The organism is Bacillus sp. PK6-013 (assembly GCF_054161445.1).
The window spans coordinates 4,026,257-4,043,852 of the sequence record NZ_CP096417.1; the positions used below are offsets into that span (position 1 = coordinate 4,026,257).

General features: G+C 46.1%; 18 protein-coding genes. 11 read left to right on the forward strand and 7 right to left on the reverse strand.

What is annotated here, in order from left to right; all coding sequences use genetic code 11:
- The first annotated feature begins 11 nt into the window (after positions 1 to 11).
- Positions 12 to 548 carry a GNAT family N-acetyltransferase gene (locus tag M1E03_RS20170; RefSeq protein ID WP_020449989.1) on the forward strand — a complete coding sequence of 179 codons (537 nt, stop codon included), beginning with the start codon at positions 12 to 14 and terminating at the stop codon, positions 546 to 548.
- A gap of 42 nt (positions 549 to 590) precedes the next feature.
- Here the strand turns inward: M1E03_RS20170 and M1E03_RS20175 are convergent, their stop codons facing one another.
- Both M1E03_RS20175 and M1E03_RS20180 read right to left on the reverse strand, forming a co-directional pair.
- A complete protein-coding gene (locus M1E03_RS20175) occupies positions 591 to 1,526 on the reverse strand; it encodes a DNA-binding domain-containing protein (protein ID WP_020449988.1) in 936 nt (311 codons plus the stop codon).
- Between the two features lie 6 nt (positions 1,527 to 1,532).
- Positions 1,533 to 2,861 (reverse strand): sensor histidine kinase, encoded by a 1,329-nt coding sequence (locus M1E03_RS20180; RefSeq protein WP_031305214.1) that lies wholly within the window; start codon positions 2,859 to 2,861, stop codon positions 1,533 to 1,535.
- A 388-nt stretch (positions 2,862 to 3,249) separates the two neighbouring features.
- Here M1E03_RS20180 and M1E03_RS20185 point away from each other — a divergent pair, with 388 nt between their 5' ends.
- From M1E03_RS20185 to M1E03_RS20195, 3 genes are all read left to right on the forward strand, one after another.
- Positions 3,250 to 4,233, forward strand: a complete 984-nt coding sequence (locus M1E03_RS20185; protein WP_020449986.1) for a glutaminase — start codon at positions 3,250 to 3,252, stop codon at positions 4,231 to 4,233.
- A gap of 23 nt (positions 4,234 to 4,256) precedes the next feature.
- On the forward strand, positions 4,257 to 5,687 hold the full coding sequence (locus tag M1E03_RS20190) for an alanine/glycine:cation symporter family protein (RefSeq protein ID WP_020449985.1): 1,431 nt from the start codon (positions 4,257 to 4,259) through the stop codon (positions 5,685 to 5,687).
- Positions 5,688 to 5,819: 132 nt separating this feature from the next.
- The gene (locus tag M1E03_RS20195) at positions 5,820 to 6,218 is read left to right on the forward strand and encodes a ribosomal maturation YjgA family protein (RefSeq protein WP_023857752.1); all 399 of its coding nucleotides are present in this window, start codon (positions 5,820 to 5,822) and stop codon (positions 6,216 to 6,218) included.
- A 441-nt stretch (positions 6,219 to 6,659) separates the two neighbouring features.
- On the opposite strand, the gene M1E03_RS20200 is transcribed toward M1E03_RS20195, so the two are convergent.
- Positions 6,660 to 6,878 (reverse strand): hypothetical protein, encoded by a 219-nt coding sequence (locus tag M1E03_RS20200; protein ID WP_212791772.1) that lies wholly within the window; start codon positions 6,876 to 6,878, stop codon positions 6,660 to 6,662.
- Positions 6,879 to 7,136: 258 nt separating this feature from the next.
- On the opposite strand from M1E03_RS20200, the gene M1E03_RS20205 reads away from it, so the two are divergent.
- Together M1E03_RS20205 and M1E03_RS20210 are read left to right on the forward strand one after the other, a co-directional pair.
- A complete protein-coding gene (locus M1E03_RS20205; RefSeq protein ID WP_023857749.1) occupies positions 7,137 to 7,847 on the forward strand; it encodes a gamma carbonic anhydrase family protein in 711 nt (236 codons plus the stop codon).
- Complete coding sequence (locus M1E03_RS20210; RefSeq protein WP_023857748.1) at positions 7,835 to 8,557, forward strand: DUF421 domain-containing protein; 723 nt, start codon at positions 7,835 to 7,837, stop codon at positions 8,555 to 8,557. Before M1E03_RS20205 ends, M1E03_RS20210 begins: the two co-directional genes overlap by 13 nt.
- Positions 8,558 to 8,575: 18 nt before the next feature.
- Here M1E03_RS20210 and M1E03_RS20215 read toward each other — a convergent pair whose 3' ends face one another.
- The 3 genes from M1E03_RS20215 to chbG form a co-directional block, all read right to left on the reverse strand.
- Positions 8,576 to 9,352 (reverse strand): MerR family transcriptional regulator, encoded by a 777-nt coding sequence (locus tag M1E03_RS20215; protein WP_023857747.1) that lies wholly within the window; start codon positions 9,350 to 9,352, stop codon positions 8,576 to 8,578.
- A gap of 121 nt (positions 9,353 to 9,473) precedes the next feature.
- Positions 9,474 to 10,847, reverse strand: coding sequence for a PTS transporter subunit EIIC (locus M1E03_RS20220; RefSeq protein ID WP_020449978.1), 1,374 nt, complete (start codon positions 10,845 to 10,847; stop codon positions 9,474 to 9,476).
- Between the two features lie 13 nt (positions 10,848 to 10,860).
- The gene (gene chbG / locus M1E03_RS20225) at positions 10,861 to 11,601 is read right to left on the reverse strand and encodes a chitin disaccharide deacetylase (protein ID WP_023857746.1); all 741 of its coding nucleotides are present in this window, start codon (positions 11,599 to 11,601) and stop codon (positions 10,861 to 10,863) included.
- A gap of 211 nt (positions 11,602 to 11,812) precedes the next feature.
- Here chbG and mmuM point away from each other — a divergent pair, with 211 nt between their 5' ends.
- Genes mmuM through M1E03_RS20240 form a run of 3 tightly spaced genes read left to right on the forward strand, consistent with a single transcriptional unit; the run spans position 11,813 to position 14,621 of the window.
- Positions 11,813 to 12,760 (forward strand): homocysteine S-methyltransferase, encoded by a 948-nt coding sequence (mmuM, locus tag M1E03_RS20230; protein ID WP_023857745.1) that lies wholly within the window; start codon positions 11,813 to 11,815, stop codon positions 12,758 to 12,760.
- Positions 12,760 to 14,214, forward strand: a complete 1,455-nt coding sequence (mmuP, locus tag M1E03_RS20235) for an S-methylmethionine permease (RefSeq protein ID WP_020449975.1) — start codon at positions 12,760 to 12,762, stop codon at positions 14,212 to 14,214. Before mmuM ends, mmuP begins: the two co-directional genes overlap by 1 nt.
- A 26-nt stretch (positions 14,215 to 14,240) precedes the next feature.
- Complete coding sequence (locus tag M1E03_RS20240; RefSeq protein WP_023857743.1) at positions 14,241 to 14,621, forward strand: DUF2512 family protein; 381 nt, start codon at positions 14,241 to 14,243, stop codon at positions 14,619 to 14,621.
- A 34-nt stretch (positions 14,622 to 14,655) separates the two neighbouring features.
- On the opposite strand, the gene M1E03_RS20245 is transcribed toward M1E03_RS20240, so the two are convergent.
- Entirely contained in the window at positions 14,656 to 15,543 is an 888-nt protein-coding gene (locus tag M1E03_RS20245) for a Vgb family protein (protein WP_023857742.1), read from the reverse strand.
- A gap of 342 nt (positions 15,544 to 15,885) precedes the next feature.
- On the opposite strand from M1E03_RS20245, the gene M1E03_RS20250 reads away from it, so the two are divergent.
- Both M1E03_RS20250 and M1E03_RS20255 read left to right on the forward strand, forming a co-directional pair.
- Positions 15,886 to 16,650: a sulfotransferase family 2 domain-containing protein gene (locus M1E03_RS20250; RefSeq protein ID WP_023857741.1), complete on the forward strand. Its 765-nt coding sequence runs from the start codon at positions 15,886 to 15,888 to the stop codon at positions 16,648 to 16,650.
- Between the two features lie 154 nt (positions 16,651 to 16,804).
- Positions 16,805 to 17,572, forward strand: coding sequence for a SurA N-terminal domain-containing protein (locus tag M1E03_RS20255; protein ID WP_023857740.1), 768 nt, complete (start codon positions 16,805 to 16,807; stop codon positions 17,570 to 17,572).
- Positions 17,573 to 17,596: the final 24 nt, after the last annotated feature.

The window sequence follows — 17,596 nt, forward strand, 5'->3', positions numbered from 1 at the left end:
GAGGCAAGAACATGGAAACCCTTTATACAGAAAGATTGACTTTGAGAAAAATGGAATTGGAAGATGCAGATGTCCTCTGTCAATACTGGTCAGATCCGGAAGTCACAAAATATATGAATATCACGCCTTTTACAGACGTCTCACAGGCGCGGGACATGATCCAAATGATCAATGATTTAAGCCTTGAAGGGCAGGCAAACCGCTTTTCAATCATTGTGAAAGAAACGGATGAAGTCATCGGGACGTGCGGTTTTAATATGATCGACCAGGAAAACGGCAGAGCTGAAATCGGCTATGACTTAGGGAGAAATCATTGGGGAAAAGGCTTTGCTTCCGAAGCTGTTCAAAAGCTGATCGACTACGGCTTTACAAGCTTGAACCTCAACCGGATCGAAGCGAAGGTAGAGCCCGAAAACACGCCTTCAATCAAACTCCTCAACTCGTTATCCTTTCAAAAGGAAGGACTGCTAAGAGATTACGAGAAAGCGAAAGGAAGACTGATTGACGTATACATGTTTTCGCTGCTGAAAAGAGAATACGCTGGGTAACCGGCATGCAGAAGAGCTTCCTCTAAGGTGAGGAAGCTCTTTTTAACCCCTTTTTCCGGCGCTTTCGCTCAACCGCTTGGCTTCCAAAAAGAAAACCTGAATAAATTTCTTCGTGTTGACGCGGGCGGACGGCAAGGCGGCGGCAGAGTCTTTCTGCAGCTCTTTCATTTTTTTGCTGATGACAGTAAAGTCAAAAAAACGGGACGCATAGCTTTCAAACCGCGGATTTGAAAAATCTGTTAAACCGAGTGATGCGAAATGGTTTAGCGAATGGCTGACCGCCCGCCGTATCCGCTGCTCAGACGCTTTAATCTCCCTGTTGATCTCCACGGGTGAAGCAGCCGGCCCGAGCTTTTGCTCGGCAATCTGATGAAAAATCTGTTTGAGCGGCGGAAAGTCCTTTTCATATAATGAAGTCTGTTCATCATCAAACAAATACTGAAGGATGGCGAGTAAATCCTGGGACCCGCTCTCCCCGACGATTCCGAGTTCAGAAAGGAGAAATTCGCCCGTTTCCTGAATGCTTTTTTCCCTAAAGCCGTTTTTTCGTCCGCTGCCGAGACTCACGAGCCGGTTCAGCGAAGATTGTATGTCATGGATCGACCTTTCCAGCTCGATGCGCTCCTTGACTTTTTGAATGACGTTCAAGATTTCAATGCGGTTAATCGGTTTATGTATATAATATTCAATCCCCAAAGAATAGGCTTCACCGATCATTTCCTTCGATTCCACCTGGGAAATCATGATGATCTTCCCTGAGAAAGCGCCATACAAATGACGAACCGTCTCAATTCCGTCGCGGAGCGGCATTAAAAGATCGACAAACAAAATATCAATTTGCTGCAAATTCAGGACGTGGCCTTCCAAATCGCAGCCGTCTTCCGCTTCTCCGGCCACTTCTCCCAAATCTTCGTCTTCAATGATTTGTTTTAAAATCGATCGCACAGCACGGTCATCATCTGCAATAAAAAAACGCACAGGCCTTCACCCTTTCTGAATCAATTGTTGGACCGGAAGTCTGATCGTAAACACAACACCGCTTGCATCACTCTGAAATCGAATGCTCCCCCCGAGCTCCTCGACAGTTTCCTTCACATAAGACAAACCGATTCCGGTTGAAGGGGTTCCGAATTCATCATATTTTGACGTGTATCCCGGCTCAAACACCACATCCCCGACTTTCTCTGGAATGCCCGGTCCGTCATCTTCCACGCGGCATTCCAGCATGTCATCGGCGCGCCTATAGAGGCTGAGGCGGATGGAGCCCTGTCTTTGAATCGCTTCCACCGCATTCGCCATAATATTATTAATCACGGATAATACAGTATACACGTGGTATTTTGGATGTTCTCCGCCTATCGAATAATGAAAGTCAATGTCTTTTTCGAGCGATTCGGCATACTTTCGATTAATGCCGGTCACAAGCCGGACCAGATCTTCTGCCGCCATGTAGTCTCTGAAGCTTTCTTTCGAAATTAGTTTTGAAAGCCCGGCGAAAATGCGCTGGTTGTCTTTTTTGACCTCGTGGATTTCACCGGCGAGGCGCAGCACCTTCTGGCTGATCTGCCGGACAGAGGAATTGTTATCGCTCTGTCTATTTAAGAGCCTGTACAGCTGATAGGATTCGTTCGTAATCTCTTCAGTATTCTTCAACGTCTTTTTCAAATGAACGGTTTCTTCGTATAAATTTGAAACGATCATCAGCATGTGCTCATTTTGTTCGCGGATCTGCTTTTCCCGCGATTGCGTTTCATACAGCTTCATGACATTAAAAAAGCTCAGCACAATAAAGCTGTGGGAAAAAGCAATCGCCATCATGTCGCGGATCTTTCCCGGGGTGACGGTAGACTCGAACATCATATATTGAACGACCAGTTCGGCTCCATCGGCAATCAGTTCAATTCCGAAGCCCAGAAACCCGATGTAGAGCGGGCGAAATTGAAATCGCTTCACTTTTGCCAAGTAGAATAGAAACGCATATGTGAAATAAAAGAAAAAAGTCGGATAATGGTGATAAAAGGATGACAACCAATCGATCTGCCCCGGGCCGAATGCATCAAGCAGCACCCGAAACCCGACGACGGCCGCTCCCGTTAAAAAGCCGGACAGCACAGCCGGGACATTCCGCAGCAGCAACAAAAGAAAGAAAAAAGTTGGAACGCCGAAGCTGACCCGGAAGGTCTCGTTCAACGGATAAAACTTCAGCTCTCCTGCGAGCGGCACCGTTAACATCATCACTGTTAAGATATAGCCGTCTTTCTTTACAAGCCGGGCCGCCTTTTTCATCACGCTTCCCCAATTTCCACCCATCATGCTGATCCTCCATTACAAACGTGTTGCTTTATTTTGACTTTAACCGCACGTTTTCCGCAACTCCCATTTTACCCACAGTCGATTTGATTTTTAAATCAATTGGCTTATTTTTTAAATATTTTTGTCGCTTTTTGTAGGTTTATGTAGGTTCTATTATAAATTGAATGTATATTTTCTCTATTTGAAAACGCTTATATTTTCCCGCAACTCACTCCCTTGCGCAACCCAAACCCCTTTTCCCAGGAAAGAACAGGCTTTAAAACAACTTGTGCGGCAGAGGCTTATACCCCTTTGCCTTCTGCCGCCATGCCCTAATCACCGCTTTTTAGAGCCTCGTATTTTTTCAGCAAACCTGCAAGCTTTAACAGGTCAGATTGGAGGAAATTCGATGAATGAAGTATTGGAAGAACGCTATGACGCCCGCTTCTGGCAATCCCGCCTTGAAGATTTGGTTGAACATTACCGTCCTTTTTCCGCAAGCGGACGCAACGCCGAATACATTCCCGCTTTAGGAAAAATCGACTCTAACCAGCTCGGCATCTGTGTGATCGGTTCTGATCAAACGGTGATCAAAGCAGGAACTTGGGACGTATCATTCACACTCCAGAGCATCTCAAAGGTGGTCAGCTTTATCGCAGCGTGTTTGACGAAAGGGATTTCTTACGTATTAGACCGTGTTGATGTAGAACCGACGGGAGACGCGTTCAATTCAATCATCCGCCTTGAAATGCACAAGCCGGGAAAGCCGTTTAACCCGATGATCAACGCCGGAGCGCTGACCGTTGCGTCGATCCTACCCGGTGAATCGGCACTGGAAAAAATGGAGTCGCTTCATGAAGTCATTGAAAAAATGATTGGAAAACGGCTTGAAATCAATGAGGAAGTATTTCGGTCAGAGTGGCAAACCGCCCATCGGAACAGAGCATTGGCCCATTATTTAAAGGAAACCGGCTTCCTCGAAGCAGACGTCGAAGAAACGCTTGAAGTCTATTTGAAGCAATGCTCCATGGAAGGAAGCACTGAAGACATCGCCTTGATCGGCATGATTCTCGCAAATGACGGATATCACCCTCTCCGCCAAGAGCAGGTGATCCCGAAGGATGTCGCCAGGCTGACAAAAGCTTTAATGCTGACGTGCGGCATGTACAATGCTTCAGGAAAATTCGCGGCCTTTGTCGGCATTCCGGCAAAGAGCGGCGTCTCCGGCGGAATCATGTGCGCGGTGCCTGCCAGCATGAAAAGAGAACAGCCTTTTCGGCATGGATGCGGCATCGGCATCTACGGTCCGGCGATTGACGATTACGGCAACAGCATGACGGGCGGAATGCTGTTAAAACATATAGCCCGTGAATGGGATCTCAGTATTTTTTAAAATCACAAAAAAGAGGTGAAAGCATGCAGCAATTCCTTCAAGAAGTCATTGTTGTCACAAATGATTTTCTTTGGTCAAAACTATTAATTATTATGCTTCTGGCTTCAGGACTGTTTTTTACTTTTAAATCGAAGTTCTTTCAAGTTCGCTTGCTGAAAGACATGTTCCGGGTTTTAAAGGAAGGAGCACCCGACAAAAACGGAATCTCTCCTTTTCAGGCTTTTTGCATTAGCATGGCCGCGAGAGTAGGCACAGGAAATATTACGGGGATTGCGATCGCCATTGCCTTGGGCGGACCCGGCGCTATCTTTTGGATGTGGATCATCGCCATCATCGGTTCGGCGTCAAGCTTTGTCGAAAGCACGCTGGCGCAAATTTATAAAATAAAGGATAAAGACGGCTTCCGCGGCGGCCCTGCTTACTATATGGAAAAGGGTTTGAAAAAACGCTGGATGGGTGCGCTGTTTGCCGTCTTGATTACATTATCCTTCGGAATCGTGTTTAACGCGGTCCAGTCCAATACGATAACGGTCGCTTTTGAAAACTCATTCGGCACAGACCGTCTTACACTGGGGATTATTATTACCATTGCCTTCGGCATCATTACCTTCGGCGGTATCAAACGGATCGCCAAGCTGTCCGAATATATTGTCGTATTTCTCGCCGTCTTATATATCGGCGTCGCCGTTTTTGTCATGCTGATGAACATTACGAAACTGCCGGACGTCATCTCTTTGATTGTCGGTCATGCGTTTGGCCTTGAACAAGCGGCAGGCGGAGCCATCGGCGCAGCGCTAATGAACGGAATCAAACGCGGCCTCTTCTCGAATGAAGCCGGGATGGGCAGCGCGCCGAATGCAGCAGCCGCAGCGACAACGAGCCATCCTGTCAAACAGGGTCTTGTCCAGGCTTTAGGGGTTTTCACGAGCACTTTGGTGATTTGTTCAAGCACAGCTTTTATCATTTTATTTTCCGATGCGTATCAAGAACCGGGGCTGAGCGGAATCGAGTTGACGCAAGCATCGCTCAGCACGCACATCGGAGCATGGGCCTCAGGCTTTCTTGCCATTATGGTGTTCCTGTTTTCTTTCAGCACCTTAATCGGAAACTACTACTATGGAGAAACGAATATCGAATTCCTGCACACGAACAAAGCATGGCTCTTCATTTACAGAATCTGTGTGCTTGCGATGGTTATCTTCGGATCGGTATCAAAAGTCCAGCTTGTGTGGGACCTCGCCGACTTGTTCATGGGCTTGATGGTCATCGTCAACTTAATCGCGATTTTCCTGCTGTCAAAAGTGGCATTTGCCGCCTTGAAAGACTATGTGAAACAGCGAAAAGCTGGAAAAGATCCGGTCTTTTATAAAGATGTTCTTGAAAACCATGAAGGCGTCGAATGCTGGGAACGCTCCGGCACCGAACAAAAAACCGAAAGCAAAAATGCGATATAACACAAGCCGCCGTATCCGGCGGCTTTTTTCGTTCATTTTAAACCGTCCAAAATAATAAAACGTTTTTCCTCTTGTATCCGTCATGTCTCCGAAGATTTACTTCACCTGCTTTGGCAGAAAAGGGGTCCAGCCATGAATATGAAAAGAAGCCGTATCCGCCGGCTTGCGCTGATATTCGCAGCGATGGCGGCGGGGCTTGCTTCAAGAAAGGCGGCCGATATGCTGCCGGACATCGTGAATGCCTATTTAGGGGATGCGCTGTGGGCGCTGATGATTTTCTTCGGCGCAGGCTTTTTGTTCAAAAACGCGAAGACAGCTTCAGTGGCGCTGATTGCGCTCGCATTTTGTTTTTTAATCGAATGCAGCCAGCTGTATCACGCTCCATGGATTGATGATATCAGAGCCGTTCCGCTCGGCGGACTCATTCTCGGTTATGGATTTTTGTGGAGCGATTTATTGGCTTATGTGCTCGGCGTTTCCGCAGGTGCCGTGGGCGAAGTGCTGTTCCGCAAACGAAAAAGACAGCCGTAACGCTGTCTTTTGGGGAATATTTACGCACTTTGATTTTGAGTCTTTTTACAGTTTAAAACAAACATAGCAAGTCCGATAATAAGAAGGATGGGTCCAATGAGTAAAGCACGGTACAGGCGATTATTTCCTGTATTCGGCAGCGGGTTGCCTCCTGTTTTTTTTGACATGTCCAATGTCTCTATCCTTTTTGGCAGGAGGAGCTGCGGTATTTGTCTCTTCCTTATGATTTTCTACCGCATGCTTTACGATTTGCCCATCTTTTTTGAGTTTCAAATTCGAACGTCTCTTCATTTAAAATAGATCTCTTCGGGGCAATCGTTTCCGTGTGTGTCAAAGCGAGCGATCCCGTTTTCATCGTTTTTTCTCCTTGCAATTTCTGCGCATTTTTCGTTATGACTGTGGCAATAATAAAAAGCCGGCAGCAGAAGAGAAGCGCTAATATTATTCGTTAAGCTGTATGATAACGGTTACTAATGCAGCCAACATTAAAAGAATGATAATGGCGAAATAAGTCCAAATAATGGAAGTAAAGGGATTGAGCGGCCTTTTTGTCCTCTCATTCCAGTTTGCGTTTTTACGGTTATTGGATTTGAGTTGTGCCAGCTGAAATATATTTAAAAACACAGATATAACTAATGCAACTGCCAAAGATAGATTCAAAGTTTCAACCTCCCTTAAAATAGAGCTCTGTCGAGGAGTCAGCCAAGGCAAGCTGACCGTAAATTTCCTCCTCTAAATGAATCATTTCCTTTGTTTTTTAGAGATGAAAATGGTAATCGTCTTGAACGCTTCCTAAAACCTATTCCATTGCTTTATTAGCCGTTATCTCCCCATATCCTCTTTTTTAGTTTCAGACCGTCGCCCATAAATATTATCCCGTTTTTTAGACAGACTACCTGAATAAAGGAGGCAGGTCATATGAAATTAAGCAACAAACTCATCCTCGGGTTAACGGTTTCGTCACTCGCCGGGAAGTTTCTTGAAAAGCTGCTGATCCAAGACAATGTCAGTCCCAATATTACCGCGTCATTTAATCAAGAAGCAGATATTCCGGATATTGATGCGTCCTCATACATCCATCATTTCGCCTCGGTCATCGGCAGTGTGGTCATCGGGCGAAACGTTTTCATCGGGCCTTTCTCTTCGATCAGAGGAGACACGGGATTAAAAATCTACATCGGCCATGATTGCAATATCCAGGACGGAGTTGTCTTGCACGGTATGAAAAACTATGAGTACAACAGCCCAGTTACTGAACAATCCGTTTTTAAGGATCGTGAATCGTATTCCATTTACATAGGCGAGAAAGTCTCACTTGCCCCGCAATGTCAAATTCACGGCCCCGTACGAATTGACAACAATGTTTTTGTCGGAATGCAAAGCCTTGTTTTTGATGCCTATATCCAAGAGAATACGGTGATTGAACCGGGAGCAACAGTAATCGGTGTTACAATTCCCCCAAAACGGTTTGTTTCGGCGGGTCGTGTGATTTCAAACCAGGAGGATGCCAACCGGCTTCCTGAAATAAGCGATTCTTATCCATATCATGACCTCAACTCGAAAATGACGGCCGTCAATCTTGAATTGGCAAAAGGCTATAAAAAGGAAGCGAGAAAATGGAAACTATGAAAGAAATTTTGGTTGTCTACGGGCGAATCATCACCATCCTTCCGCTTTTATTGGCTGTTACATTGCTAATGGGAAAACGCTCAATCGGCGAAATGCCTGTATTTGATTTTTTAATCATTATTACATTGGGGGCTGTGGTCGGAGCTGACATAGCCGATCCGAGGATTGAACATTTGCATACCGCCGCTGCGGTGGCTGCGATTGCCCTATTGCAAAGACTCGCTTCAAAAATCATGATCAAAAACAGAACACTCGGACGTCTGATTACATTTGAACCGACCATCGTCATCAAAAATGGAACGTTTATTGTCGGCAATTTAAAACGAATCAGATATTCGGTGGATAATGTTCTGCAAATGCTTCGTGAAAAAGATGTTTTCAATGTCAGCGACGTAGAAATGGCGTTTATAGAGGCGAATGGAAATTTAACGGTATACAAAAAGCCAAATAAAATGGAAGTCACGGCTGAAGATATGGGGATTCAAAAAAGCGGCGGCGAATTTTCATATCCGGTCATCATTGAAGGGAAAGTGTACACATCTGTCCTTCACCAATTGAATGTAACGGAAAACTGGCTCAAAAACCAGCTGAAGAAGAAAGGGCTTGAACGAATGGATGAAATCTTTTTCGCTTCTGTTAATCAAAACCATCAACTGCATGTTTCGCTTGATAATGAAACGGCGAAAATTGAGCCGGAGCTTTTGCATTAAAAGCTCCGGCGGATTTTTTCATCGGCCGTTTTCGGGACAGAAATCGTTGTGAATCATGTAATATTCGAACACCTGCTGCAGCCACTCATCCTCTTCTTTTGTAAAAGGTGAAGAAAACTTCTCTGCCAGCTGCTGCGATTCGATTGTCTCCATCTGTCCTAAAGCCGACAGCACGCCCTCTCCGACAAATTCCAAACTCGTCTTCATATATCGGTCCGCCATTTCCTGCACTTCGGGGTCATCAACCGGTTTTCCCATGAGCCGCTTGGCTTCCTTAGATAAACGAACATACTCTTGATCCAATTTGGCCATCTCATCTTCTGATTTGCCGAATACATCATCGGCAAAACGTTTGGACACCTGCTGTTCAAGCCATATGCGCTGCTCCTTCTCAGTCTGGATGCTGTTCAGCAGGCTCATGAAAACAGAACTGTCGATTTCCTCTTCCTCCTCCAGAAGACCGATTGTCCTGTTTATCGCTTTCAGCCCTGTTTCAATATGTTCCTTTTTCTCCTCCAGCACCTTTTTCTGCTCCTGCAGCGCCTCAATCAGACCGGCATCAAAGCATGCATCCTTCATGAAAGCACGAATTTGTTCAAGACTGTACCCCAGAAACTTAAAACATGTGATTTTCTGCAACTCTCTCGCATCTCTGTCTGTGTAGAAACGGCGGCCTGTTCCCGGCTGTTTTTCAGGCTTCAACAGGCCGATTTCATCGTAATAATGGAGCGTCCGAATGGATGTCCCTGTCATTTCTGAAAAAACACCGATTGAATAATATCCGTCATTTTCCATAAAAATCCCCTCCAACTGACGATTTATTCCTATCATAACGCCTCACGCTGCTGGAGGTGCAAGCTTATTTTTCGCAGACTCGTGATTTTTCCAAAAGGTACGGGACAATCAACTCCAGTTTTTAATCCGGCGGAGTCTCCCCGATTAAGTTCTGCAAATCTTTTTTCACATTCCCAGCATCCGTTCCGATCACAATCTGGATATGATGCTGGTCAATTTTGACCACACCGTGCGCTCCTAATTGCTTTAATTGCGCTTCATCCGCAAAGGACGTGTCTTTTAATTTCATTCGCAAACGGGTTATACAGTTTTCGCAAGTCACGACATTCTCACGGCCGCCGATATGCTTAAGAATGCCTTCAGCCATAGACTGATGCAGCCGGTTTCCTTCAGGTGTTTCCTGTTCCCTTCCGATCACCGGAATGTTTCGCTTTATAATCACAAAGTAAAACGTAACATAATAGAGAGCAAAAAAGGCAAGGCCGACGGGTATGATCCATAATCCGCCGTCTGATAAATTAAGGTTCAGCAAATAATCGATTGCGCCTGCTCCCCATGAGAAGCCGTGACGAATCCCAAGCAAACAGAGCGCCGCTCCGGCAAGTCCCGTATAGACCGAGTGAAGAAAGTACAATAAAGGCGAAGTAAATAAAAACGTGAATTCAACTGGTTCCGTAATCCCGGTGATCAGTGATGTGGCTGCTCCTGAAGACATGAGCGCTTTCGTTTCCTTTTTTCTCGTTCTGGCTGCATGCGCGATTGCCAAAGCGATCGCCGGAATGCCAAACATCATCGTGATAAAAAAGCCGCCGAGAAAGTAGCCGGCTGTCGGGTCTCCATTCAAAAACCGCGTAATTTCCCCTGTCACCGCTTCGCCGGATGCCGTCTCATAGCGCCCAAGCCCAAAATAAATATACGTATTCATGACATGGTGAAGGCCGAACGGCAGCAAAAACCGATTCAGAAATCCGAATACAAACACCCCGAAAGCGCCAAGACCTACAAGCGACTGGCTAAAAGTGTCGATCGCCGCTTCTGCATAAGGCCAGACGATTGAAAAAAAGCCTGCCACCGGAATCGTCACCAATACGATCATCGTAATCGGAAACTTCTCTCCGCCAAAAAATGAAAACATGCTTGGCAGTTTCGTATGTTGAAACCGGTTATAAATGAAAGCCGCCATCAGGCCGGCGAGCACCCCGCCGAAGACGCTCATATCAAGATCAGGATTCAAGATGCCGAGCCCCTCTTTTAATACGGTTATCGCTAAATATCCTGTCAGCGCAGGAATTCCTTTATCTTTTGAACGGGCAAAGCCCATGGCGATGCCGATTGCGATCAGGACATCCATATTGTTCAATATCACGCCTGACGCTTGAAAAAGCGGTATATTCAGCATATCTTCCGCAGAAAGACGCAGCAGCAGGCCGGCGATCGGAAGAACGGTAATCGGAATCAGCAAAGACTTTCCCAGCAGCTGAAAAATATGTTTCATTCCGGCATTCTCCTTATGTCAAATTCCTAAATGATACGAGCTGGACATCAGTAAGCTTATTCAAACGGATGACAACGTCCGGATCGGTTAAAAATTCAAGTTCATCGACTCTCGGATAAGTATAAGAAGAGTTCGTCAAAAGCTCCTTATCGAGGTATGCCGGGTGGGTCATGACCTCCACAGTATCATGCTCTTCAAACAGTTCAGAGACGGCTTCTTCATCCTTTAAAGCCGCTTCGAGGACAGGTGAAAAAAAGTCTGTTGTTTTCACTCCTTTTTCCGTGATCACAGCACTCTCCATATTGCGCCTGACAGGCAAACGGTACTCTTTGGCGAGCGTCAAAAATGCGTCTGAGATGCCCGGGGAAGCGTTGATATGATGGTGGCTGTCCAAATGATCGGGTTCCAAGCCCATGTTGATGCATGTTTCAATCTGCGCTTTCCACTCGCGGTATACTTCATCAGTATCAATTGTAAAAGCACCTTGATAAAATGCGAGATTGCGAAAATTCCCCTTTGCATCGACGATCGTCCGGTGATCAGACAAAAGCGGTCTTCCGCAGGTCAGCACCAAATGTACGCCGATCCCGAGCCCGGGCGATTCGCGAGCCAGCCGCGCCGCATGACCTGCGCCCGGCATATTTGTCATGAACGTCGCTGATGTTAAAATCCCCAGCTTATAGGCATCAATAATTCCATAGTTCACGCCTCTTGAATATCCAAAATCATCAGCATTGATAATCAGTTTTTTCATCCATCCAATACCCCTTATCAGTCTTTTTTTAAAAAAATATGCGGAGACGTACCGTTTTACCCTAAATAGAAAACGACAAAAGCTACTAGTAAAAAATGATTTTTGGTAGATTGACAAAAGCTACTGAAGTCTTTTAAACTATTTTTCATATATTTTTAAAAACTCTAAAAAAGGAGGCCGGGGTCTCAAACGACAGATCCTCAACAATGAGATGACCAATCCGATCCAATCGATTTTAGAACAATTTCCTATCATCACACTTGACGGCGCGATGGCCACCGAGCTTGAACGGTACGGCTGTGATTTGAACGACAGCCTGTGGTCTGCAAAAATGCTCATCGAAAACCCCGAGCTTATCAAACAAGTGCATCTGGATTATTTCCGTGCGGGCGCCGATTGCGCGATGACAGCCAGCTATCAGTCGACGGTTGAAGGTTTCACAAAACGCGGCCTCAGTGAACAAGAAGCGCTCCACCTTATCCGGGAGTCTGTACGTCTTGCTGTAGAAGCACGCGATGAATTTTGGGCGGTTCCGGAAAACCGCAAAGGCCGGCCCAAACCGTTTGTAGCCGCTTCAGTAGGCCCTTACGGCGCTTTTTTAGCGGATGGTTCCGAATATCGGGGGGATTATGACGTCACAGAAGACGAATTGGCCGATTTTCACAGGCAGCGAATGGCCGCTTTAATCGATGCAGGCGCCGATATGTTAGCCTGTGAAACAATACCGTGCCTTTCAGAAGCAAAAGCAATCGTTCATTTATTGAAAGAATTCCCTGACACACATGCGTGGATCAGTTTCAGCGCTAAAGACGGACGTCATATCAGCGACGGCACGAAAGCCGGCGAATGCGCGAAATGGCTCGATCAGCATGACCAGGTTGCGGCAGTTGGCGTAAACTGTACGCGACTGGAGCATGTCTCTTCGCTCATCGGCGGCATCAAAAAGCATACAGCTAAACCGATTATCGTCTATCCGAATTCCGGTGAACAGTATGATCCGGAGACAAAAACATGGCATGGTGCGGCATGCAAAGCTTCCTTCGGAGAAAGCGCCCGCAGCTGGTACAACCAAGGAGCACAGCTGATTGGCGGCTGCTGCAGAACAACACCTGAAGACATAAAAGCCGTCGCCGACTGGGCGAGAAAGCTGGAGATATGATGGAACAGTCAAACAACAATCGTCAGAACTTTCAAAGAAAAATGCAAACGAGACACCTGATCATGCTCTCCCTGGGAGGCGTTATTGGCACGGGTCTTTTCTTAAGTTCCGGCTATACGATCTCACAGGCGGGTCCTGCCGGAACGATTTTAGCCTACTTAGTCGGGGCTCTGATCGTCTACCTTGTCATGCTCTGCCTCGGCGAATTATCGGTTGCCATGCCTGTCACCGGATCGTTTCATATGTATGCCTCTAAATTCATCGGGCCGGGCACCGGATTCACCGTCGCCTGGCTTTACTGGCTGACCTGGGCTGTCGCGCTGGGTTCGGAATTTACCGCTGCCGGGTTATTAATGCAGCGCTGGTTCCCCGATACTTCGGTGTGGATGTGGAGCGCGGTTTTCGCTGCACTGATTTTCGTGTTCAATGCTGTCTCAGTGAGATTTTTTGCCGAGTCCGAATTTTGGTTTTCGAGCATTAAAGTGCTTGCCATTATATTGTTTATTATTTTAGGCGGAGCGGCGATATTCGGCATCATCCCGTTACAAAATACAGATTCCGCACCGCTTCTTTCAAACTTTGCAGGAGAAGGCGGGCTCTTTCCGAACGGTTTCCTTCCAATTTTTATGGCGATGCTCTCCGTGAATTTTGCGTTTTCGGGTACGGAGCTGATCGGGATTGCCGCCGGAGAAAGCGCCGAACCGGAAAAGAACATTCCAAAAGCGATCAAGACAACACTCTGGAGACTGGTGCTTTTCTTCATCGGAACGATTTTCGTGCTCTCATGCCTCATTCCGGTCAAAGAAGCCGGTGTGATCAAAAGCCCGTTCGTCGTCGTTTTTGACCGTATCGGTGTTCCTTATGCGGCCGACATTATGAATTTTGTGATTCTGACGGCTCTGCTTTCCGCGGCCAACTCAGGCTTATATGCTTGCTCCCGGATGCTCTGGTCACTGTCAAAAGAAAAAACGTTACACCCCGTTTTTCAAAAGCTGACTTCACGAGGAATTCCGTTGAACGCGCTGATTTTCAGTATGATCGGCGGCATTCTGTCGCTGCTCTCCAGTGTTTTTGCACCTGATTCCGTCTATATCGTTCTTGTATCAATTTCAGGCTTTGCCGTTGTTGCCGTCTGGATGAGCATTGCAGCCTCGCAGTTCATGTTCCGCAGACGCTTTTTGGCTGAAGGAAACACCGCAGACGGCTTAAAATACCGGACACCGTTTTATCCGGCAGTACCGATTGCCGCTTTTCTATTATGTCTGGCATCCTGCATCGGCATTGCCTTTGATCCGAACCAAAGAATCGCCCTTTTTTGCGGTGTTCCATTTATGGCGTTATGCTATATCATCTACTATGCAAGAAACAGAAAGAATGGCGGAAAAATGTCTGAGCCCGTTAAAAAAGCAAGTTTGCATGTTTCGTTTTCTGAATACGAGGAAAAGAAAAACTAAAATCTCGTATAAAGGAGCGAATTGTTATGGAACATGTGAAAGCCCTTGCCATTAAAGGCATCATGACAATTGTGATACTGTACCTTGTTCTCGGGCTCGGGTTTAGTTTCAGTTTTGAAAAAACCCTCTTCATCACAATTGTTCTTGGCGCGGTATCCTATTTGCTGGGTGATTTGTTTATTTTGCCGAAGACCAATAACATCACAGCCACTTTAGCCGATTTAGGCGTCGCTTTTCTTGTCGTTTGGCTGATGGCTCTTGCGACGGGAACGGCTGCAAACACCGCTGCATTGGCCGCGTTTTTTGCAGCAGTCGCTATGGCAATCGGTGAATACATTTTCCATTTTTACTTGATGAATAAAGGCCTTGGCTCTCCCAACCGCAGAATGGAAACGAGAACGGAATAATATATAAAAAAACGTCCAGCAAACTGGACGTTTTTTAATCAAGAATAGAGATTTTCCCAATACGGCCGCACTCTTCTGCAAACCAGATCGATTGGGCTGGTCCGGCCGCTATCCCGTGCGGTTCAGACTCGGCCGTCGGAATTGGATATTCCGTAATATCCCCGTTGACTGTAATGCGGCCGATTTGACCCGCACCCCATTCCGTAAACCACAGGGCACCATCGCCGCCGGCGGTAATCGCGTGCGGGCGGGCATTGGCTGTCGGAAGCGGGTATTCGCTGATCTTCCCTGAGACCGCAATTCTCCCAATTTGATTTCCGTTTATTTCTGTAAACCACAAAGCTCCGTCCGGGCCTGCAGTGATTCCGACCGGTCCGGATTGTTCTCCAGGAAGCGGATACTCGCTGATGTCTCCATCTGCCGTTATTCGCCCGATGGAGCCGCTTTGATTTTGTGTAAACCAGAGTGCATCGTCTGCTCCCCTTGTAATAAATGACGGGAAGGCTCCCGGTTTGGGCAGTTTATATTCAGTTATTTCGCCTGAAGATGACAGCCTGCCGATTTGATGTCCGGCCATATCGGTATACCACATGGCATCGTCACAGCCTACGGCGATCCCAAACGGGGCAGTACCTAGAGGAAGGGCATACTCGATTATTTCCCCTTGAGGCGTCATTTTTCCGATTTTCCCCGCTTTATACTCCGTAAACCATAGCTCACCGCTAATCCCGGGAGTAATAATCGAGGCGCCTGCGCTCTTCGTCGGAATCGTATATTCGGTAATATCTCCAGACTCTGTGAGCATACCGATCCGGTTTCCCTTTTGTTCAGTAAACCAAATGCGCCCGTTTGCACATACGGCGATCCCGTACGGACCCGACTCGGGGTTGGGAACATGATATTCAGTCATGCGAATCTGCATGAGCGACCCTCCCTTTATTCCATTTTCCTTGAGCATCTGATCTTTCAGAACGCTCCCAGGCATTTCTCATTTTCATGTTACCTCAGGCGGAGTATGCAGTGAAACAGAAAGTTCCATTAAATATAAACTGTACAGGCATGCTCTAGTATCATAAGATTGTTTTAAAGCATAAACTTATTTTTCTATATATGGTTCAATAAGGAACCGCCTTCCAGATCTTATCATTTTGAAATATATTCATATTATCGCCCTATCAATTCATTGGTGACGGCATACTTTGTGTATAAAGGCAACCGCTGTCTCAGGCGGACCAAAACAAAGAAAGAAGTGGATGTGTTCTGCATGTTTGAAGATGAGAGACTGAATCGCTTGATTTACCTTTATACCCCTCTTTTTGCGAAAGATTTTCCGATCATTCTGTTCTGGATTCCAAAAAGCGGCTGCACGACGCTGAATCGCTGGTTCTTTTTCCAAAACGGACTGCTTGAAGATGTTGGCCGAAGATGCGCGGGGGAGGTTCATCACTACAGAAATACGATCTATACGCAGCAGCCGGATTATGTGAAGGATCTTCTGGCAGAATTAAGAGAGGGAAAAAAGGACACTTACAAGCTTGTGCGTAACCCTTTCCGGAGAGCAGTCAGTTCCTTTCTGGCGGCAATTTGCTCCCCGAATTTTATCTGTCTGTTCAACAGTGACATGAATACAGGGCTGTCTTTCACCCAATTCTTGCATCATTTAAAAGATTTGGGGCCGGAAATCAGCGCCATTGACCGGCACCTTGGTCCTCAGTATCTCGAAGGAGAAGAAGAGTTTGTCACCAATTATATTTACCTCGAGCAATTCAGCGCGCAAATCAGAGAGATTGAAAACAAATACAAATTATTGAAATCTCCGATATCACAGCTGTCGAAATCACCGCACCATCTTTCCGATACTATGCTCAAAAAAGGAAAATTCGCGGACACCGTTTTCACCATGTCATCCTTCGACTGGGTGTTACCGACTTTTGAGAGCTTTTACAATGACGAAACAAAAGAGCTGGTGCAGGAGATATTTGCGAAGGACTTCGAAGTCTACGGCTTTGATCCGAAACATATCAAGTAAACCGGAACTCGGCCATCACATTACGATCTCCTTTCAATTCGATTACATTTTGGAAAATTGATTCCAAATGGTTTCTTTTTTAGAGCCGATCGTTTAGAATGCCCACTAAAGGTCATTTTAAGATTCACTTCTGTTTGAAGAAAGGAGATATATTATGAAAAAAGGCATATCATCTCTCATGATCGGATTATTGGCTGTCGTATTGGGCGCCTGCACTTCAAATCATGATGATCAGCAATCCAAGGCAAACAATCAAGAAAAAACAGCCCAAAGCGGGCAGCAGGATCAAGAAAAGCAAATGAAAGCCATGCAGAAAAAGCTTGATCAGCAAAAAGTCGATGAAACAAAAACAGTGGCTGTCGTTAACGATGAAAAGATCACAGGCAAGGACTATAACAGCGTATTATCAACCGCACAAATGCAGTATCAGCAAACAGGACAGGATCCGACTTCAAAAGATGCGGCACAGCAAATCAAAAAGCAGGCCATCGACAGCCTGGTCGGACAGGCTTTAATTACCCAAGAAGCGGACAAAAAAGGCTACAAAGCATCTGAGAAAGAAATTGAAAAACAGCTGGACGAAAGCAAAAAGCAGTATAAAAATGAACAAGATTTTGAGGAAGCTGTCAAGAAAGCCGGCTTAAACATGAACACGCTGAAAAGTGACATTGCCGACAATATCAAAACAGAAAAATATATTGACAAAGAACTGCCGGCAGATCAGGTCACAGACAAAGAAATCAAAGATTACTATGATCAATTTGCCGCACAGCAAAAAGACAGCGGACAGAAAAACACACCTGCGTTTGACGATGTCAAGAAACAAATCCAAGACATGCTCAAACAGCAAAAAAGACAGGAAAAACTCGGACAGCAGGTTGAAAAACTGAAAAAAAGCGCCGATGTGAAAGTGGAAATTTAACAAAGTCAGCCATCCGTTACAGGA